Genomic DNA, 19809 nt, shown 5'->3' with positions numbered 1-19809 from the left:
ACGTGAGTGCCCGGACGTCACCGGCCGGGCTCACCGAGCCATTGTCCCGGCAGGCAACGCCACCCGGGTCGACCCTCATAGGCAATTCAAATGTCTGACAGCGTTTTTCGTAGCGGTCAATAATGCTGACGTTCGGGCCGGGGCGAGACATATGAGATCTCTATGAGGGTGGTGACGGCGCGGGCCGCTGCGCGTGACAATGATCGGATGACGTCTGCGCCGGTGGAGGACCAGGGGCCCCGTCGCGCGATCCTGGGCAAGCTGCCCCGAATGTATCGCGCCGACGGGTCTCCGATACGCGTGCTGCTCGTCGACGACGAGCGCGCACTGACCAACCTCGTGCGCATGGCGCTGAAGTACGAAGGATGGGAGATCGAGGTCGCCCACGACGCAGCCGAAGCAGTCGCCAAATACCAGGAGAACACCCCCGACCTGCTGGTCCTGGACATCATGCTTCCGGATATGGACGGCCTCGGAGTGCTGGCCCGACTGCGTGAGTCCGGTACCTACACACCGACGCTGTTCCTCACCGCCCGCGATTCGGTGTCGGATCGCGTCACCGGCCTGACGGCAGGCGGGGACGACTACATGACCAAGCCGTTCTCCCTGGAAGAACTCGTCGCACGGCTGCGCGGGCTGTTGCGCCGCTCGGCCTACCTCACCCCCACCGAGGACGAGACCCTTGCGGTCGGAGATCTCGCGCTGGATGCCGCCAGCCGTGAGGTCACACGCGCCGGCGAGCCGATCTCGCTGACGTCGACGGAGTTCGAGCTGTTGCGGCTGCTGATGCGCAACCAGCGAAAAGCCCTGGACCGCAACGAGATCCTACGGCAGGTGTGGAACTACGATTTCGGCGGCCGGTCCAGCATCGTCGACCTGTATGTCTCCTACCTGCGCAAGAAGATCGACGCAGGCCGGGAACCGATGATCCACACCGTGCGCGGCGTCGGCTACATGCTGCGACCGGCGCAATGATGCCCGCGTGGCGGAGCTGGTCGCTGCTTCGTCAACTGGTCGTCGGCGTCTCGGCGGTCGTGATGGTGGTCCTGGTCACGGTGGGCACGATGTCGGTGGTGAGTCTGCGCGCTTCCGTGCTGGGCATCATCGACACCCAGCTGACGGGCGCCGCCGACGGTGGGATCAGCTCGATGAACAAATACCGGAGTTCCCCCGGCCCCGGAGGCGAGCTGCCCGCCCCCGGGACGATGAAACCCCTGACTCATTTCATCGGGCAGGCCCCTGGCAATGTGGTGGCGCTGATCCAGAACGGCAAGGTGGTGGACTCGGCGTTCTTCGGGGACGGTGAGGCGCGCAAGGCCCCTCAGGCAGCCGTCGACACCATAGCGGGGCTGTCGTGGAGCGATCCGGAACCTCGCACCATCGAGCTGCCCGGACTGGGCTGGTACCGGATGGTCGGCAGACCCGGCGACGGTGACGAGATCCTGGTGACCGGCGTGTCCCGGGCGCCCGCGTGGGACGCGATGGTGCGTGAGACCGCGATCGTGTCGGGGATGACTGCCATCGCGCTGGTGGTCACCGCACTGAGCACGATTGCGATGGTGCGCTTCGCGCTGCGGCCGCTGCGCCGGGTGGCAGCGACGGCAGCCGAGGTGGCCAGCCTTCCGCTCGACCGCGACAACCACGCGATCACGCCGCGGGTTCCGCCCGGCGATACGGATCCCCGCACCGAGGTGGGACTGGTCGGAGACACGCTGAACCGGTTGCTCGACCACGTCGAGCAGGCACTGAGCGATGTCGCGGCCTCGGATCGGCGGATGCGGCAGTTCATCACCGACGCCAGCCATGAGCTGCGCACACCGCTGGCCGCGATCCACGGTTATGCGGAGCTGACCCGGCAGGACAGCGCGGTGCTGCCCGAGACTACGGAGTACTCGCTGGCCCGCATCGAAGCCGAGACTCGGCGGATGAATTCGCTGGTCGCCGATCTGCTCCTACTGGCGCGTCTCGACGAGGGTCAAGACCTGCAGGCCACCTCGATCGACCTCGCCGATCTGGTGGTCGACGCCGTCAACGATGCGACGGTGTCGGCGCCGACGCACGGCTGGTTGACACAGGTTCCCGACGGGTCGGTGTGGGTGCGCGGTGACAGGGCCCAACTGCACCAGACCCTGGCCAACCTACTGTCCAACGCTCGTCTGCACACGCCCGCGGGCACCACGGTCACGACTCGCCTGTCGGCCGGGACGGACGACGACGGAACGCCCTTCGTCGAGATGTCGGTCACCGATGACGGGCCGGGCATCGACGCCGAGCTTCTGCCGCACCTCTTCGAACGTTTCGTGCGTGCCGACAAGTCTCGGTCGCGCCAGACGGGAAGCTTCGGGCTCGGACTGTCCATCGCGGCGTCGATCGTGGAATCGCACGGCGGCACCATCAATGCTCGATCCTCCTCGGGAGCAACGACGTTCAGCGTCCGTCTGCCCGCCGCGCCTGCGCCGGCCGTCCCGGCGCAGACCTCAGCGTGAGCCGACGGCGAACCCCCACGGAAGCTCCAGCCGGTGCGCGGCAAGCAGTTCGGAATCGGCGAGCACCTCGTCGATGGGTCCGTCGGCGACGATGACCCCGCCGTCCATGACGATTGCACGCCGACACAGTTGCGCCGCATAGGGCAGATCGTGGGTGACGATGAGCATGGTGGCATCCAGGCCCGCCAATGTTTCGGCGAGTTCCCTACGCGCCACCGGATCGAGGTTGGCCGACGGTTCGTCGAGGACGAGCACCTCTGGTTCGCAGGCCAGCACCGTTGCCAGGGCTGCCCGGCGACGCTGCCCGCCGGACATGTGGGCGGGGCTGCGTCCTGCCAGCTCGGTCATGGACACCGATTCCAGGGCGCGCGCGACGCGGTCCTCCAGTTCGGCACCGCGGAGGCCGAAATTGGCAGGTCCGAAGGCGACATCCTGGGCGAGGGTCGGCATGAACAGCTGATCGTCGGGATCCTGGAAAACCAACCCGACGCGACGGCGGATGTCGCGGAGAGTGTTGCGGGACAAGGTGGTTCCACCGATCTCGACGGTGCCCTGCAACGCGCTGAGGACACCGTTGAGGTGGAGCATCAGGGTGGTCTTGCCAGCGCCGTTGGGCCCGAGCAGCGCGACGCGTTCGCCCGTGGCGACCTCGAGATCGATTCCGCGCAACGCCGAATGCCCGTCGGGGTAGGCATAGCTCAGCCCCGTCACCCGGATCGCCGGCGTCACAGCGTCACCCAGGCCGTCAGAGCCACCGATGCGGCGGCCGCGGCGGGAATCAGCGCCGTCACCCACTGCCGCGGCGTCGCCGAAGCGACGCATCCGGCCCCGACCGCCAGCGCCGGGACGTGCCCGTCGAAACCTCTGGACAGCATCGCCAGATACACGCGCTCACCGCGTTCGTAGGATCGCAGGAACAGTGCCCCTACGCTTTTCGCCGTCGCACCGACCTGGTGCAGCATTCGCGGCGAGTCGCCGCGGGAGATCCGCGCCATCCGCATCCTGCGGGCTTCCGCGGTGAGGACATCGATGTAGCGGATCATCAGAGTCAATACCGACACGATGACGGCGGGCACCCGTAGCCTGCTCAGCGCCACCGGTAACTCCGCCGCCGCGGTGGTCGCCGCCACGGTCAGCGAGGCGGCGACGCCGAGGGTTCCTTTGATGACGATGCCCCAGGCGGCGTACAGCCCGGCGACGGACAGTTGCATGCCGGCCACGTCGACCCGCTCACCTCCCTCGGCGAACGGCAGAAGCACCGCCAACACGATGAACGGTGCCTCGATCAACATCCGCGGCAGGATCCACCGCAAAGGAATGCGCGCGATGGCCCACACCGCAACGATGATCAGCGCGTAAATGCCGAACGGCCAGAACAACTCTCGCGGCGTCGCCACCACGGCGAGCACGAACGCCACGAGGCAGACGATCTTGACTTCCGCAGGGAGCCGATGAACAGGCGAATCGTCGTCGCGGTACAGCGGGTGCGCGTGACCGCCGCCCACCGTCAAGGACCTTCTGTCGACTTGCGTTTCACCCGGGATCGGGCGATCAACCAGAAGGCTCCGCCCGCAACGAGCACCGTGACGACGACGCCGACGATCCCTGCCAGGCCCCCTGTGCCGTCCTGCCCGCCAACGGCGTAGTCGGCCAGTGGAGAGCCGGCCATGGGGTGCTCTTCGGCGTGCTGGGCGATGCAGTCACCCTGCAGTTCCTCGCCGTCGGCTGTCTCGACCACCTCACAGCCCTGCAGTGTCGCCGAGTCCAGGCCGTCCGGGCTGGAGCTGGCGAAGTAGGAGACCCCGCCGGCGATCAGCACGGTGACGATCGCGAAGCCGATCCAGAACCGCCAGCGGCGCTGAGACGTCTCGGTCATGCGGTCACCTCCGCGGACTTGCTGTTGGCGCGAAGCAGGTAGACAAGGTCGGGCCGGGCCCGGACGACGGCCATCACCGTCAGCGCGGTGATGATGCCCTCACCGACGCCGATCAGGACGTGGGTCCCGAACATGTAGGCGGCCACCGAGTCCAGCGACGTCGACGTCGCGCCGCCCAGCGCGTATTGGAGGACGAATCCCATGGCAGCGCAGACGGTTCCGACCACGGCTGAGGCGAAGGCGAGCGCACCGACGACCGGTACCGCGACGCTGTCCCGCCCCCGTCTGATCAGGCGGTACAGCAGCACGGCCGTGCCGTAACCGGCGGCGACGCCGATGACGGCCATGTTGGTGATGTTGGTCCCGAGCGCGGTCACGCCGCCGTCGGCGAACAGCAGGGATTGCACGATCAAGACGATGGCGACGCAGAGCGCGCCGGTGTAGGGCCCCACCAGGATCGCTGCCAGCGCGCCGCCGAGGAGGTGTCCGCTGACGCCGGGCAGGATCGGAAAGTTCACCATCTGCACGGCGAAGATGAAGGCGGCCACGAGGCCTGCGAGCGGCACCGTGCGCTCGTCGAGTTCCTCGCGCGCCCGCCATGCGCAGATGCCCAGCGCGACGATGGCGACGACCCCGAACAGCAGCGAGATCGGGGCGTTGACGATGCCGTCGCTCATGTGCATCGCTAGGTGGGAGACGGTCACCCGCAGATGCTATTCCTCCATCTGTTCATCTGTCTAGCTGGTCAGATGGAGAGTATTCACCAGCCGTCAACCGGTCTTGATGCGCTCGCCGGCGGGGTCGTAGAGCGGTCGCAGGGACACCGTGATCGGGTAGAGCGTCCCACCCACATTGATCTGGTAGGCGCCGGTGCGTACCCAGTCCGCATCGATGACCGAACCGTTCGCCGAGCGCAGATATGCCAGCCCGACCCCCGCTCCCGTCGTCTGTCCCCACGCTGCCGACGTCACCTGTCCGGCTACATCGCCGTCGCGCAAGATCAGTTCACCGCCCCAGAGCATGGGCTCGGCGGAGTCGACGGCGAACCCGACGAGCTTCTTGCGCACGCCCTCGACGCGCGCCTTCTCGACAGCCTCACGGCCGAGGAACGGAATGTCGGTCTTGAGCTTGCAGGCAAAGAGCAGTCCCGCCTCAACGGGATTCTCGCTCGGTGTGAGCTCGCGGCCGAACGCACGGTAGCCCTTCTCCAGCCGCAGCGATTCGATCGCGGAGTATCCGCCGCGGGCGATCCCGTAGCGCTCCCCTGCTGCGATCAGCTCCTCGTACACCCCGACCGCGAACTCCGCAGGGACGTACAGTTCCCATCCCAACTCGCCGACGTAGGTGATGCGCGTCGCGCGCACCGTGGCGTAACCGAGCGAGATCGGGCGGCTGGACCCGAACGGGAACGCCTCGTTGGACAGGTCGGCGTCGGTCAGGGCCGACACCAGGTCGCGCGACCGCGGCCCCATCACCGCGAACACCGCGTACGAGGAGGTGACGTCGACCAGGTGGGCATTCGCGCCGTCGGGCATGTTCCTCACGATGTGGTCCTTGTCGCGCTCCGTGGTCGCGGCACTGCTGACGATCAGATACTCGTCGGCACCCGTCCTGGTGACCGTCACATCGGACTCGTAGGTCCCTCGCGCGTTCAGCATGCCGGTGTAGACCGCGCGTCCGATGTCCACGCCCACGTCGGCAGTACACAGCCACTGCAGCGCGGCGCCGGCGTCGCGGCCGACCAGCAGGTACTTCGAGAAGGAGGTCTGGTCGAACACCGTGACGCCGGTGCGCGTGCTGATCTGCTCGGCGGCCGACCATTCCAGCCAATTCGGCTTGCCCCAGGTGTAGTCGATCACCGGCGCCGACCCCGGCGGGGCGAAGAAGTTGGCACGTTCCCAACCCATCCTGCTCCCGAAGTTCGCCCCCGCAGCTTCGAGCAGGTGGTGTACGGGTGAGCGACGGAATGGCCGCGCGGTCTTCATTTCCCGGTTCGGCCAGGGGATTTCGTAGTGGATGCCGAGCACTTCGGCGACCCGGTCATGCAACCACCGGTTGTTTCCGTTGAACGGGGCGAACCGGCGGATGTCAACCCCGGTGAGGTCGGTCGTCGGCGCTCCCTCGACGATCCATTCGGCGAGCGCACGTCCGGCGCCACCCGCCGTGGCGATTCCCACGGAGTTGAATCCCGCGCCGACGAAGAAGTTCCGGCATTCGGGCGCCTCGCCGAGGATGAACTGGTTGTCGGGCGTGAAGCTCTCCGGCCCGTTGTAGAACTTCTTGATTCCGGTCGATTCGAGAGCCGGGATGCGCAGCAACGCACTGTTCATCAGGATCTCGAAGTGCTCCCAGTCTTCGTCGAGGAGCTGGAATTCGAACGGGTACGGGATGGCGTCGGGCGAGACCCACGGTTTGGCCTCGGGCTCGAACCCTCCGATGACAAGGCCTCCGACCTCCTCTTTGAAGTAGGTGTAACCGTCCGGGTCGCGCAGGATGGGCAGGTCCGGATGGACGCCCTCGATCGCCTCGCTGACGACGTAGAAGTGCTCGGCGGAATGCAGCGGCACGTTCACCCCGGCCATCGCCCCCACCTGTTTGGCCCATTGACCCGCGCAGTTCACCACGATCTCGGCCTCGATGTCGCCCGCGTCGGTGCGCACTCCCCGCGCCCGACCATCCTTGACGAGGACGTCGAGCACCCGCGTCTTCTCGACGATCCGGCAGCCGCGGTTGCGCGCTCCCTTGGCCAGTGCGAACGTCAGGTCGGTCGGGTTCGCCTTGCCGTCGGCCGGCAGCCAGATGGCACCCACCAGATCGTCGACCCGCATCACCGGATAGTGCTCGAGAGCCTCCTCGGGACTGAGCAATTCGCACTGCAGATCGAACGCGGCAGCGTTGGCCGCGGTGCGACGCAACTGGACCATCCTGTCCTCGGTACGCGCCACCGTGACACCACCACACTGTTTGTAGCCCGCCGACAGGCCGGTTTCGTTTTCCAGTTCCGCGTACAGCGCGGTGGAGTACTGCACCAGGCGCGTCATCCCTTCCGACGCGCGCAGCTGCCCGACGAGACCGGCTGCGTGCCAGGTGGTTCCGCTGGAGAGCTGGCCCTGCTCGAGCAGCAGCACGTCATCGATCCCCAGCTTGGTCAGATGGTAGGCCACACTCGTGCCGATCACCCCGCCGCCGACGATCACCACATGGGCACGCTCGGGCAGGGGCTTGGCTGAGGTCATGATGTCCTTTCCTCGGCGACCGCGTCGAGCAGGCGCGCGTAGTTCGGCCCACGAAACTCGGCGACAGCCGCCTCGTAACGCTCCATCGCCCACCCCCAGAAGTCGAATTCGATTGCACTGGAACCATTCTGGATACATCCCCACAGGGTCCAGCCGTACTTGGCGACGAGACCCTGGAGGTGGGCGCGCGCGGTCTTGTGTCGCAGGGGGCGACCGTAGTATTCGGTGACCAGTTCCTCGAGCTGATCGAGGGAAAGACCGCACTCGCTCCAGATGTTGCCCAGTTCGAAGCACGGGTCGTTGTTACCCGAGTATTCGTAATCGATCAGCCACATCCGGTCGCCGTCCTCGATGAAGTTGCCCGCGAGCAGATCGTTGTTACAGGGCACCGTGGTGTCGTCGGTCGCGCTGAGTACGCGCTCGGCAGCGGCGAAGGCATCAGCGTGCTCGTGGTAGTCCGCCGGGATCCGGAAGCCGTGCTGCTGGGCGGTCACGAGGTAGGCAGGTTGGCGTTCGAACATGTCGAAGCGACCCCGGAAGCGGGGGCCGCAGTGCAGTGTCCGGCATGCCCGCGCCGCCTTGGCGATCACTCCCTCGCGCTGAAAATCCCTGTTCTCCAGCGTTTTTCCTTGAAGGAAGCTCAGCAGCAACACCCCGAGGTCGGGGCGATAGTCCAGCACCCTGGCCCCGACTCCAGCCTTCTCGGCGGCCACGGTGTTGAAGTGCTCACGATCACGATCAATACCGAGCAGGTTGCGCTCGGCATCGACGCAACGCGCCACGTACACCCCGTCGGGAGTCGTGATCTTGACATTGCGGTTGGTCAGCCCGCCGGAGAGCTCCTCGAGGGTGCGCGGCCGCCCGGCCAGCAGCTCGATCTGATCGAACACCCCGTCGAGGTGTTCATCGGTGAGCCGTGCCGACATTCGCGATCCTCAACCGCCGCAGTGTTGGTGGTGTCACTCTAAACCCGTCGACTGCAAAGGTCTAGACTTTATGGCGCTTTATCAGACGAGGCGAGTGACGGGGGTCGGTTCCGCTCGGGATTTGATACGGATCGCGGTCCGGTCCGAACGCAGGTAATCCCTGGAGAATTCGACGGGCAGACCGTTGTCGGCGTAGGACGTTCGCACGATGATCAGCAGCGGGCTCGCCGGTGCCAGCCCGAGGATCTCACTTTGCTCCAGTGTCGCAGGGGCCGCCTCGATCCGTTCGTCGGCGGTACAGGGAGACAACCCGTAATCACGCATGACGGCATATAGCGAGCCGTGCAGATCTTTGGAAATGAGGCCGGGGAACGGTTCAGCGGGCAGATACGCCTCTTCGAGGATGATCGACTCGCCGTTGGCCGTGCGCACGCGCTGGATCTCGTGCACGTAGTCGGTCCTGCGCAGTCCCAGCGCCTTGCTCACGACGATGTCGGGCCGGCGGGTGGACGCTCGGAGCACCATCGCCCCGGGCGCCACGTCGATCCGGCGCATCTGCTCGGTGAAGCCGGGTAGCGCCGCATGGTCGAGTTCGAAACGCGGCGCGGCGACGAAGCTTCCGCCGAAACGTCCACGGCGGCGATCGATAAAACCCTTCGCTTCCACCGCGCTGAGCGCCTGCCGCAGCGTCATCCGGCTCACTCCCAGTGCCGTGGCGATCTCCACCTCGGGAGGCAGCTTGTCCCCGGGCATCAGTTCCCCCGAGACGACGAGATTCTCCAGCCAGTGCGCGATCCGCGCGTGCACGGGCTGGTCGGAATGCCCGCCCAACTCGGGCTGCGGCGCCAGCGGTGGCTCGTCGAGATTCAGCACACGCACCACGCAAGTGTAGGTCCGGGACGGGTGCGCTTTGGCTGCAATCTGTTTCGCTCAGCCGTGTCTTGCGCCGATCCAGTGCAACAGGTCGTGCACGATTTCGTCTTCCAGCCGATAGGTCACCGACCTGCCCGAGCGGGTGCTGGTCACCCAGCCCTGCTGGCGCAAAACCCGAAGTGCCTGTGAGACCGCGTTCTCCGATCGTCCGAGCGCCGCCGCGAGATCGCTGACACAGATCCCAGGTGCCCGGTGCAGGCTCAGCAGGATCTCCAGGCGATGCGGGTCTGACACCAGGTCGAATCGCTGGGCCCAGCCCGGCGTGTCCACCTCGGCCAGCGCAGACGACGCCCGATCGACGAGCTGTTGATCCTCCACAGAGGAGAATGTAGTCCTCGCGCCCGGTCAACGGCTGACATCCACGCGGTCAGCGCTTCGTCGCCGTCACCAACAGGTATTCCGCGTCATAGGCGGTACGTCCGGGTTCGACGGAGCGGTTCCAGTCCGTGAGGAACTCCAGGAACGCCGCGTCGAGCTCAGCCACCCGATCCGGTCGCTCGGCGTTGTACCGGTATGCCGCGATGGTCGGCCCGTAATTGCGCTTCCAGTACTCGCGGAACTCGGCGGGCGTGGCGCAGTGGTTCATGTGCACGGTCTGGCGGGTCATCGTCAGGTCCGTGACGCGATCGCCGAACAGCGTGGCGACGTGGTCCTCGCTGCCCCACAGCGGGGCCGGGCTTGCCCCGGGAGGGGGCGGCGGCACGAACGGCTTCATCGTCGCGAAGAGCCTGCCGATGAAACCCTCCGGCGTCCAATTGATGAGGCCGATAGTGCCGCCGGGGCGGACCACGCGCAGCAGTTCGTCTGCTGTCACCTGGTGGTGGGGCGCGAACATCGCTCCGACACAGGACATTACGACGTCGAAACTGCCATCGGCAAAGGGCAGGGCCTCCGCGTCGGCCTCCACCCATTCCAGTCCGACACCGTATTCGGCAGCGATGCGACGACCCGCCGCGAAGAGCTCCGGGGTGAGGTCGCTGGCCGTGACGACGGCGCCGGCCACCGCGGCGGGAATCGACGCGTTGCCGGTGCCGGCGGCGACATCGAGCACCCGGTCGCCGGGTTTGATCGCGCATGAATTGACGAGCTCGGGCCCCAGCGCCGGAATCAGCTCGGCCGCCACGGACGCGTAGTTCCCCGAAGCCCATAGGGCACGGTGCTTGGCTTTCAGCGCGCGGTCGGCATCGAGGTCAACAGTGGTCATTTCGGTGTTCTCCTTTTCTGTGGTGGGTGTTGGTCGTCATCGTGGTCGCCGAGGTTTCGGCGCTCGTTCGGCAAACGTGAAATCGCCTGTTCAGCGCATTACCCATCGGCTCCGTCTTTTCCGTTGCCGCCGTTGGCGGTCTTCCCCTTCCCGCCGGTGCCGCCCGATCCGCCCTCGCCGCCTGCGCCGGCGTCTCCCCCGTCGCCGCCGCTGCTGCCGTAGCCGTTGCCGTTCACCGATGAGCCGTTGCCGCCCTTGCCACCGTCTCCGCCGTCGGAGCCGAGGCCGCCTTTGCCACCTTGGCCGCCGTGCCCGCCGTGACCCGACCCGTCGTTGGTGTGGCCGTTGCCGCCGGCGCCCCCGTCTCCGCCGTCACCGCCCAGTACGCCGCCTCTACCGCCTGCTCCCCCTTCGCCGCCGTAGGTGACATCCCTGGTACCGATGACGGTGCCGCCTGTCCCGCCGCTGCCTCCGGAGCCCGACACGATGGCGTGGCCACCCTTGCCGCCGGTACCGCCGACGCCGGCGCCGTCGTTGCTGATCGCGTACCCACCGTCGCCGCCACGGCCACCGTCGCCCAAGGCCGCCGTTCCGCCGTCACCGGCCTTGCCGCCGAGGGCCGTTCCCTTCTGGGTGGAGGAATTGCCGCCTCGGCCGCCCCGGCCGGCGTCACCGAGAACTCCTGCCGCGCCGCCTTTTCCGCCGTTGCCTCCAGTGGCGGTCCCGGATTGGGCGTCGGCGACGCCACCCATGCCGCCGTCGCCGCCGCGACCGGCCAGCAGACCGCCGCGACCGCCGTTTCCTCCGTTGGCGGCCGTCGGGGCGATGCCACCGCGGTTGCCGCCGTTTCCGCCTGCGCCACCGTTGCCGAACAGCAGGCCGCCTCGGCCGCCGTCCTGCCCGGGCGCGCCCGGTGCCCCGTTGCCGATCAACAGGCCCCCGTTCTCTCCCGGCTCGTCACCGTTACCGATGAACACCCCGATCAGCGCTGCCACCGCGTTGGGCCCGGCGGAAGTCGGAGCACCGGCGAGATGCTCGGGTGCCCCCTGCTTTTCGTCGCGGTCACCGTCGAGACGAAGCGACCGTGACGCAGCACGGACGTGGTCGCGCTGCCCGGGTCCACCCGTGAGGGACTCCAGGAGCGTGGCGGTGTCGACGGATTCGGGCACGACGACACGCACCTCGGACGATAGCGAAAATCGTTGCGATATGGCCGGATACGTCGGTGCCGACGGTACTGTCGGGGATTGCCGTAGCTGCAGCGCGGAGACAACCGGCGCCACCGGCCCGGGCGTCACAAGCGTCGGCGTCACCGGCGTGAGCGCCACGGCCGCTCGGCTGACCGCAGGCGGTGTGATGTCCAGCGGCGTTGCGCCTGCGGGCAGGGTGACGCCGCCGACGCCGAGGGTGAGCGCGAGCACGCCGACGCGGCCGATGGATGGGTAGCGGTTCATCGCAGACTCCAGGTGATCGAGGGGCCTGACACCCCGGTGGTCGATGCGGCAACCGTCGCCCCGCGTGCTGTCGAAGACCTGACGCGATTCTGAAATTCGCTGTTCAGAGGCGTTATCGCGCCGGATCAGAAGCGGCGCAGCACCTCACGGGCGTGGGCGACGGCTTCCACACCGCTGACCGCACTCGCGTCGGCGGTATCCGTGGATTCCATCGGAGACTGTCGGCCTGCCGCCACCAGCGCGCGATGCAGAACCATCGCGTCGTCGGTCGCCCCGACCCGGAGCAGGAAGCGGGTGATGTAGCGCAGATTGAGCCACTGCTGGCTCCAGTCGCCGACCCGGTCCCAGTGGTCGACGACATCGACGAAACCCTTGGCGGCGATCGAGGGTTCGCCGTGAACTCCACGCGTGGCGGCGGCCTCCATCAGCGCGATGCCGTGCCACCAGAAGTTCTGCACCGCCTCGGCGAGCGCGGCCGCCTCGTCGAACAGCGCGAGCGCGGTGTCGGGATCGGATTTCTTCACCACCAGACCAAGCGCGTAGCGCGCCATCGATCGCGCGGTGGGATTGCCGGTGGCCTCCGCCGCCGCGACAGCCTCTTCGGCTGCCGCCTGCCCCGCCTCGGGCGTACGCAGGGCAGCCTGACAGATCGCCACGTAGAAGAGCGTCCACACCAGGCGAATCGGATCGCCTTCCGCGCGGGCGCGCTCCTTTTCGGTTTCGTAGTGCTGCAGGGCGACCGCGGGATCGCCCTCGTAGAGTGCGACATCGGCCAGCACGTCACCCGGAAAGGCCACGCGGCCGTTGCCCCGTCCGGGGGCACGTCCCTCGGCCCGAGAGGCCAGCGCCCTGGCACGCGGGTGATCGCCGCGGTTCCACGCTCCGCGCGCGGCGAACCCGACGGCTGCGGCGAATAGCGGATGGCTTGGATCGGTCGCCGCGAGTACCCGCTCGGCCCACCCGGAGGTCTCGTAACCTATTCTCAGATGCACGATTTCGGACAGTGACGTCACCAACCGGAGCGCCGCGTCGACATCTCCCGCCGCCATTGCGTATTCGAAGGCCGCACGGAGGTTGTCGTAATCGGGAAGAATCCTTTCGACCCACGCCTGTTCCTCGGCGGTGTGCGCCCCGGCCGCAGCGAGCTGGGCGAGCTGGGTGAAATAGGCGGCGTGCCTGGCACCCACGTCATCGCTTATCCCCCACTCCGACATGCGTTCCCGCCCGTGGGCGCGCAATGTCTCCAGCACGACGTACCGGGTGGTGGCTGCGCCGCCGCGTACCGTCACCATCGACTTGTCGACCAGCCCGGTGAGCAGGTCGAGCGTGTCGTCCTCCGTCGCACCGGCTTGCCCACAGACTCCGTGGGCCGCCTCCAGATCGAATCCTCCCGCGAACACCGACAGCCGCGCGAACAACGCCTGCTCAGACGGCGTCATGAGCCGGTAGGACCAGTCGATGGTCGCCGCGAGGCTCTGCTGGCGGGGCGCTGCGCCGCGGACTCCGCCATGCAGAAGACGGAGCCCGTCGAGCCGCCGGGCCAGGTCGAGGCTGCCCATGACGCGAATTCGCGCCGCCGCCAACTCGATCGCCAAAGGCAGACCATCGAGTTGCCTGCAGATCTCGGCGACCGCGCCCACCGGCTCACGAATCAGGTCGAAGTCCGGCCTGCCTGCTCTGGCCCGGTCGGCGAACAACGCGGTGGACTCGTCGGTGTCCAGCGGCGGCACCGCGAAAAGACGTTCACCGCTGACGCCGAGCGCCTCTCGGCTGGTGGCCAGCACCGTGACCCGCGGGCATCGGGTGATGATGCGGTCGACGAGCATGGCAGCGGAATCGAGGAGGTGTTCGCAGTTGTCGACGATCAGCAACAGCTCCCGCGTCCCGAGGTATTCGATGACCGTCGCCTCGATATCGAGACCCTGTCTCTGCTGCAGCCGCAGCGCAGCGGCGACCGCATGCCCGATGGCGGCCCCGTCGTCGAGCGGGGCGAGCTCGCAGAGCCACACACCGTCGGGGTACCGGTCACTCGCGGCGGTCGCGACCTCAAGTGCCAGCCTGGTCTTGCCCACACCGCCCACCCCCGTCAGCGTGAGCAGCGGCCCGTCGGCCAACGCTGCGGCGACACGTTCCCTTTCCGCGTGCCGCCCGATAAATGCGGTTGGCCGTCGCGGCAGCGAGACCGCGGTGTCGCGGTTCGACTGGGGCGGGGACGCCACCTGTGCGGGGCCGCGATCGCCGACGAGGATCTGTTGGTGCGCGTCACGCAGCACGGGACTCGGATCGACGCCCAATTCCTCGACGAGACGCTCCCGCACCTGCCGGAAGACTTCGAGTGCCGACGCCTGCCTGCCCGCTCGGTACTGGGCGAGCATGAGCTGCGCCGCGAGACGCTCGTCGAGCGGATGCGCAGCCATCTCGGCCGTCAGATCTCCCACCAGCTCCGCATGCCTTCCGGCTGCGAGCGCCCGGTCGTTACGGTCCAGGAAAGCCGAGAATCGTTCGACCTCAAGGGAACTGCGAACTTCGTTGATCCACGGCGTATCGAGCGTGGCGAAAGGCACTGCGCGCCAGAGCCCCAACGCCTGATCGAACAGCGACGCAGCTTCGGCAGGATCGGTCGCGGCGCGGGCGTCGGTGACCAGTCGACGGAAGCAGTGCAGATCGACGCTGCGCGCGTCCGCCGACAACAGGTATCCGCCGGGCTGACGCAGAATCTGCACATCACCGGCTTCGGCGAAGAGGTTGCGCAGCCGGGACATGTACGCCGCGAGCGCGTTCCGCGCGTTGTGCGGCGGTTCGTCCGCCCACACCCGGTCGATCAGCCGATCTGTGCCCACGGCGTGGTTGACGTCGACCAGCAGCGACACCAGAACGCAGCGTTGCCGGACATGTCCGATCTCCAGGCGCCTGCCGTGCAGCCACGCCTCGACATCGCCGAGCAGCCGGAAGTCCACCGCCACGCGCACCAGCTTCCACCAGGTTCACTCTGTGTGTCTGCCGAATGCCTCTGCCCGCTCAGCAGAACCGGAGCAAGCTGGACCGGGCCAGAGCCAACGCCTGCTCGCCGGTCAGTGCGGGCTGCACTCCCCCGACGTCGACAATCGCAGCAGGGTCGAGCATCTCATGGCCGGCAGCCAGCGTCGCGCGCTGCAGAGCGGCTGCCTCCTCCAGAGCGCCCAACCGCTCCAGCAGCCGGACGACGAAGCGGATCGCGAACCAGTGCTGGGAGCCGGTGCCCGGCCCCGCTTTCGTCCAATGGTCGAGCACCTCGATGAACTCACGGGCTGCTTCGGCAGGATCTGCGTGCAGTGCACGCGTGGCGGCGGCCTCCATCCGCGCGATGCCGGTCAACCAGTTGTTCTGCACCGAAGCGGCGTGGCCGATCGCTTCATCGAGGAAGGCCAGTGCGCGCTCGGGATCGGTGCTCTTCAGTGACCGCCCCAACGCAGCGCACGCCATCGCCAGGGTGCTCGGATTCTGCGTGCGCCGAGCGGCTCTCATCGCTTCCTGCGCAGCGGGCAGGCCGGCGTGCGGATCACCGTGGGCGTCGTGGGCGATGGTGATCTGATAGAGCACCCAAACGAGCCGGGGCAGGTCGCCTGTGGTTTTCGCCGCTTCGATCTCTTGCGTGTAATGCGCCAGCGCGGTCGCGGGATCTCCTTCCAACACAGCCGTGTCGGCCGGGATGTCGGCCGGGTACGCCAGATAGGTGTGCCCCGGCGCGGGCATTCGTCCGGAAGCGCGGAGGGCAAGGGCCCGAGCTTCAACGAAATCACCGAGCACCCATGCCTTGCGGGCCGCGACGCCGAGCACATCGGCGAAGAGCCGATGGCCGGGATCGGCCACGCCGACCGCCCGGTCGACCCAGTCGGTCGAGGTGTAGCCGACCCGCATCTGCATCAACTCGCAAACCGAGGCGACCATCCGCATCACCGAATCGGTGTCGCCGTCAGCCATCATCCGGTCGAAGGCCACCCGGATGTTCTCGGTATCCGGGCTCGTCACCGTGGTTCCCGCGGTCGGTGCCAAGCGCTCGATCCACACCTTTTCGTCGGGCCCGCGCACGGCGGCCGCGCCACGTTCGATCAGGTCGACGAAGTACCGGGCGTGCCGGATCGCGTAGTGTTCCTGTAACCCATTGTCCTGCAGTCGCTCCCGCCCGTAGGCACGCAGTGTCTCCAGCACCGCGTATCGCGTGGTCGCCGGCCCACCGCGGATCGTCACCATGGACTTGTCGACGAGACCACTGAGCAACTCGAGCGTGTCGAGCTCACTGTCGCCCTCGTCGGCGCACACCCCGTGCGCGGCTTCGAGGTCGAAGCTGCCCGCGAACACCGACAACCGGTCGAAGAGCAGTTGCTCGCGCTCGGCCAGGAGCCGGTAGGACCAGTCGATCGTCGCGGTGACGCTCTGGTGGCGAGGGTGCGCCCCGCGGGAGTTTCCGGACAACAGCCGCAGGCCGTCGAGTCGCCGCGCGATGTCGAGGCTGTTCATCATCCGGGTGCGCGCAGCAGCCAGTTCGATGGCCAGCGGCACCCCGTCGAGGCGCCGGCAGATCTCGGCCACCGCCCCGATCGGTTCAGCGTCGAGGTCGAAGTCGGGTCTGCCTGCCCTGGCACGGTCGGCGAACAACGTGGTCGCCTCGTGGTCGGGCAGCGGGGGAACCGGCATGACACGTTCCCCGGCGATGGCGAGCGGTTCACGACTGGTGGCCAGTACCGTCACGCGGGGACAGTTCCTGGTCACCCGGTCGACGAACCCGGCCGCTGAGTCGAGGATGTGTTCGCAGTTGTCGATGACCAGCAGCACGTGGTGTTCGCGCAGGTGCTCGATCACGGTGCTCTCGACCCCGAGCCCGGGTCTCTCCTGCAGCCCGAGCACCGCCGCAACCGTCTGACCCAGCGTCGCGCCGTCGGCCACCGGTGCCAATTCGCACACCGAGGCGCCGTCGGCGAAGTGACCGCGGGCACGTTCGGCGACCTCGAGCGCCAGTCGCGTCTTGCCGACACCGCCGACTCCGGTCAGCGTGATCAGCGGCCCGTCCAGGACGGCGGCGGTGACCGCTGCCATGTCGTCGGCACGTCCGATGAACGAGGTCGGCCTGCGCGGCAGGTTCGACGACGGCCTGACATGGTGTGCAACCGCTTTCGGCGGAGGCACCGCCCGAGGCGGCGCTGCGTCGGCGTCGAGAATCTGCCGGTGTACCTCGCGCAGCATCGGGCTCGGGTCGACACCCAGTTCGTCGACGAGGCGGTCGCGCATTCGGCGATAGGTGTCCAGCGCGTCCGCCTGCCTACCGCTTCGGGACTGGGCCAGCATCGCCTGCCCCGCGAGCCGCTCGTCGAGAGGGTGCGCGTGCAACGCCGATTCGAGCTCGGCCACGATCTCGGTGTGACGCCCTGCCCGCAAGGCGGCGTCGTTGCGGTCCAGGAGCACCGACATGCGTTCAGCCACAAGCACATTGCGCATATCGGAGAACCACGCGGTCTCCATTCCCGAGAAGGGCTCACCGCGCCACAGGGCCAGCGCCTGCTCGAAGCGCGACGTCGCCTCGTCGGGCTCGGCGATCGCGCGGGCCGTTTCGGCGAGGCTGTGAAACAGATGGAAGTCCACGCAACTCTCGTCGGCGGTCAACGTGTAACCCGCTGGTCCCCGGGTGATCGCGACGGCACCCGCGGGGGCCAGCAGTGTCCGCAGCCGGGAGACGTATCCGGCCAGTGCGTTTCGGACCCGGCTCGGGGGCTGCTCGGCCCACACCCGGTCGACGAGCTGGTCGACCGACACCGGCCGGTTGACATCGACGAGCATCGCTGCGAGCACGCAACGCTGACGGGCGTGGCCGATGTCGAGGCGTTGCCCGTTCACCAACGCCTCGACCTCACCGAACAACCGGAACACGACCGACATCGGTTCACAGCGTTCCTCAAGAAGGCGCTCGGCGGGGCGCGAACACGCCAGACGCGACGACGAATGCAGCCGCGGCCTGCGTTCGCAGACCGCGGCCGCCGATTTCGGACGCGGGTCAGACGTCGCCGTTGCTGCCGTTGCTGCCGTTGGTGGTGCCGGGGTTCTTACCGCTTCCTGTTCCGCCGGTGCCGCCGGTTCCCGGCGCGTCACCGCCGGGTCCCGCGTCACCCCCGTTGCCCCCGTTACCGCCCTTGCCCGTCGACTTCGTGTCCGTCGACGTGGCCGATCCGCCGTCGCCACCGTTGCCGCCCGCAGAGCCGAGCCCACCGTTGCCGCCGTCACCGCCCGTGCCGCCCTGGGCAGGCCCCTCCTTCGACGTCGAAGAACCGCCCTTGCCACCGGATCCGCCCGCACCGAAGATCCCGCTGCCGTCACCTCCGTTGCCGCCACCGTTGCCGTTGGCGTCGCCGTCGCCGTCAGCCGTGGCGGTGCCCGAATCCCCACCGTTACCGCCGGCACCCGAGACATGCGCGTCACCGCCATGCCCGCCCGAACCGCTGTTCGCGGTGCCGGTGTCGGTGTGAGCATCTCCCCCTGCGCCACCGTCGCCGCCGTTGCCGACAACGGCCTCACCACCGTCGCCGCCGGCGCCGCCGTTGGCCACACCGTCTTCTGTCGAAGCATTTCCGCCCGAACCGCCCTGGCCGCCGCTGCCCGTGAGACCGCCATGGCCACCGGACCCGCCGCTGCCCCCGGTCGCGTTACCGTCGGTGACCGCGACACCGCCGCCGCCACCTTTGCCGCCCCTGCCGGAAATCAGCCCGCCGTTGCCACCGTTGCCGCCCGTGCCGCCGGTCGCACCGCCTGCGGCGAGCACACCGCCGCCGTCACCGCCCGCGCCACCGTTGCCGAAGAGTCCGGCGTTGCCGCCCTTACCGCCTGCACCACCGGTTCCCGGCGTCGAGGCGATCACCGCCCCACCGGTGCCACCATTGCCGCCGTTGCCGAATATGCCTGCGTTGCCGCCGTTTCCGCCGACCTGCCCCGCAAGTCCGATCCCGCCGTTGCCACCGTTGCCGAACAGCAGACCGCCGCGGCCACCGTTCTGTCCCGGCCCGCCGTCGGCACCGTTGCCGATCAGCAGGCCGCCGTTCTCGCCCGGCTCGTCACCATTGCCGATGAAGACCCCGATGAACGCGGCGATGGGGTTCTCACCGGCGAACTCGGGCGACGGAGCCGGACGGACGGGATGATCGTCGTCATCCCGAGCCGGGAATCCGGCTCCTGCGGTATCGTGATTGGCCCAAAGCGCGGCCGGGCGATCCACCTCGACTTCGATGGTGTTGTCACGCTCACCGTCGACGAGAGTGCCTGTCCCACCGCGGATCGGCACGCGTGCCCGCTCGGGCGCCACGGCAACTGAGCTGAGGGCCTGCGCTGCGACGGGCTGCGGTATCTCCTGCGCCGGGGGTGAGATCGCGGCGACGGACACATCAGGAATCGGCATTGTGTACGTGCCTGCGGTGCTCGCGGCTGGGGCAAAAAGGACCTCCGCGATCTTGGGGGTGCTGTCGTGCTGCGGGACGGTCGATACCAGAGCGGTACCGACGCCGAGGGCGACGGCGAGGCTTCCGACGCGTCCGACGTGCCTGCTGTACGCGGGGCGATTGCTATCTGTCATTGCTGTCTCCATGTGTCGCCCGGGATTCGGGGTGCTGTAACGGAGGCAACCGTCGCGCACACGGATGGAACAGCTATTCGGCAACGATGAAATGCCAGTTCAC

The 19809-nt window shown here is 68.0% G+C and carries 15 protein-coding genes; 2 read left to right on the top strand and 13 right to left on the bottom strand.

Annotated features, from left to right (window positions below; all coding sequences use genetic code 11):
* The first annotated feature begins 207 nt into the window (after positions 1-207).
* Both AWC12_RS21715 and AWC12_RS21710 read left to right on the top strand, forming a co-directional pair.
* Complete coding sequence (locus tag AWC12_RS21715) at positions 208-975, top strand: response regulator transcription factor (RefSeq protein WP_024447133.1); 768 nt, start codon at positions 208-210, stop codon at positions 973-975.
* Positions 972-2486: a sensor histidine kinase gene (locus tag AWC12_RS21710; RefSeq protein WP_420087729.1), complete on the top strand. Its 1515-nt coding sequence runs from the start codon at positions 972-974 to the stop codon at positions 2484-2486. Before AWC12_RS21715 ends, AWC12_RS21710 begins: the two co-directional genes overlap by 4 nt.
* Here AWC12_RS21710 and AWC12_RS21705 read toward each other — a convergent pair.
* The 13 genes from AWC12_RS21705 to AWC12_RS31930 form a co-directional block, all read right to left on the bottom strand.
* Positions 2478-3227 carry an energy-coupling factor ABC transporter ATP-binding protein gene (locus tag AWC12_RS21705; RefSeq protein ID WP_036465180.1) on the bottom strand — a complete coding sequence of 250 codons (750 nt, stop codon included), beginning with the start codon at positions 3225-3227 and terminating at the stop codon, positions 2478-2480. The two genes, AWC12_RS21710 and AWC12_RS21705, sit on opposite strands and share 9 nt — an antisense overlap.
* Positions 3212-3991 (bottom strand): cobalt ECF transporter T component CbiQ, encoded by a 780-nt coding sequence (gene cbiQ, locus AWC12_RS21700; protein ID WP_024447130.1) that lies wholly within the window; start codon positions 3989-3991, stop codon positions 3212-3214. Before cbiQ ends, AWC12_RS21705 begins: the two co-directional genes overlap by 16 nt.
* Positions 3992-3993: 2 nt before the next feature.
* Complete coding sequence (locus AWC12_RS21695) at positions 3994-4362, bottom strand: PDGLE domain-containing protein (RefSeq protein WP_024447129.1); 369 nt, start codon at positions 4360-4362, stop codon at positions 3994-3996.
* A complete protein-coding gene (locus AWC12_RS21690; protein WP_110808710.1) occupies positions 4359-5045 on the bottom strand; it encodes an energy-coupling factor ABC transporter permease in 687 nt (228 codons plus the stop codon). The genes AWC12_RS21695 and AWC12_RS21690 overlap by 4 nt, the downstream gene beginning before the upstream one ends.
* An 87-nt stretch (positions 5046-5132) precedes the next feature.
* Positions 5133-7598, bottom strand: a complete 2466-nt coding sequence (locus tag AWC12_RS21685) for a GcvT family protein (protein ID WP_085176879.1) — start codon at positions 7596-7598, stop codon at positions 5133-5135.
* Positions 7595-8524, bottom strand: a complete 930-nt coding sequence (locus AWC12_RS21680; protein WP_024447126.1) for a phosphotransferase — start codon at positions 8522-8524, stop codon at positions 7595-7597. The genes AWC12_RS21685 and AWC12_RS21680 overlap by 4 nt, the downstream gene beginning before the upstream one ends.
* Before the next feature lie 81 nt (positions 8525-8605).
* Positions 8606-9403, bottom strand: a complete 798-nt coding sequence (locus AWC12_RS21675) for a GntR family transcriptional regulator (protein ID WP_024447125.1) — start codon at positions 9401-9403, stop codon at positions 8606-8608.
* 51 nt (positions 9404-9454) lie between these two features.
* Positions 9455-9775 carry an ArsR/SmtB family transcription factor gene (locus AWC12_RS21670; protein WP_024447124.1) on the bottom strand — a complete coding sequence of 107 codons (321 nt, stop codon included), beginning with the start codon at positions 9773-9775 and terminating at the stop codon, positions 9455-9457.
* A gap of 49 nt (positions 9776-9824) precedes the next feature.
* Positions 9825-10661: a class I SAM-dependent methyltransferase gene (locus AWC12_RS21665; protein ID WP_024447123.1), complete on the bottom strand. Its 837-nt coding sequence runs from the start codon at positions 10659-10661 to the stop codon at positions 9825-9827.
* A gap of 98 nt (positions 10662-10759) precedes the next feature.
* Entirely contained in the window at positions 10760-12115 is a 1356-nt protein-coding gene (locus AWC12_RS31935) for a hypothetical protein (RefSeq protein WP_165762843.1), read from the bottom strand.
* Between the two features lie 125 nt (positions 12116-12240).
* Positions 12241-15078, bottom strand: coding sequence for an ATP-binding protein (locus AWC12_RS21655; RefSeq protein WP_085177365.1), 2838 nt, complete (start codon positions 15076-15078; stop codon positions 12241-12243).
* A 55-nt stretch (positions 15079-15133) separates the two neighbouring features.
* Complete coding sequence (locus tag AWC12_RS21650; protein ID WP_085176877.1) at positions 15134-18025, bottom strand: AfsR/SARP family transcriptional regulator; 2892 nt, start codon at positions 18023-18025, stop codon at positions 15134-15136.
* A gap of 115 nt (positions 18026-18140) precedes the next feature.
* Entirely contained in the window at positions 18141-19706 is a 1566-nt protein-coding gene (locus AWC12_RS31930; RefSeq protein ID WP_162562234.1) for a PGRS repeat-containing protein, read from the bottom strand.
* Between the last annotated feature and the right edge of the window lie 103 nt (positions 19707-19809).

The sequence above is a fragment of the Mycolicibacterium iranicum genome (genome assembly GCF_002101705.1).
Taxonomy (GTDB): Bacteria; Actinomycetota; Actinomycetes; order Mycobacteriales; family Mycobacteriaceae; genus Mycobacterium; species Mycobacterium iranicum.
This window is presented reverse-complemented; position numbering and strand designations above follow the sequence as displayed.

Excerpts from the sequence above, each read along its gene's own strand:
- AWC12_RS21690 (WP_110808710.1), bottom strand. The coding sequence starts at position 5,045 with ATGCACATGAGCGACGGCATCGTCAACGCCCCGATCTCGCTGCTGTTC.
- AWC12_RS21680 (WP_024447126.1), bottom strand. The coding sequence starts at position 8,524 with ATGTCGGCACGGCTCACCGATGAACACCTCGACGGGGTGTTCGATCAG.
- AWC12_RS21715 (WP_024447133.1), top strand. The coding sequence starts at position 208 with ATGACGTCTGCGCCGGTGGAGGACCAGGGGCCCCGTCGCGCGATCCTG.
- AWC12_RS21710 (WP_420087729.1), top strand. The coding sequence starts at position 972 with ATGATGCCCGCGTGGCGGAGCTGGTCGCTGCTTCGTCAACTGGTCGTC.
- AWC12_RS21695 (WP_024447129.1), bottom strand. The coding sequence starts at position 4,362 with ATGACCGAGACGTCTCAGCGCCGCTGGCGGTTCTGGATCGGCTTCGCG.
- AWC12_RS21685 (WP_085176879.1), bottom strand. The coding sequence starts at position 7,598 with ATGACCTCAGCCAAGCCCCTGCCCGAGCGTGCCCATGTGGTGATCGTC.
- AWC12_RS21650 (WP_085176877.1), bottom strand. The coding sequence starts at position 18,025 with ATGTCGGTCGTGTTCCGGTTGTTCGGTGAGGTCGAGGCGTTGGTGAAC.
- AWC12_RS31930 (WP_162562234.1), bottom strand. The coding sequence starts at position 19,706 with ATGACAGATAGCAATCGCCCCGCGTACAGCAGGCACGTCGGACGCGTC.
- AWC12_RS31935 (WP_165762843.1), bottom strand. The coding sequence starts at position 12,115 with ATGAACCGCTACCCATCCATCGGCCGCGTCGGCGTGCTCGCGCTCACC.
- AWC12_RS21665 (WP_024447123.1), bottom strand. The coding sequence starts at position 10,661 with ATGACCACTGTTGACCTCGATGCCGACCGCGCGCTGAAAGCCAAGCAC.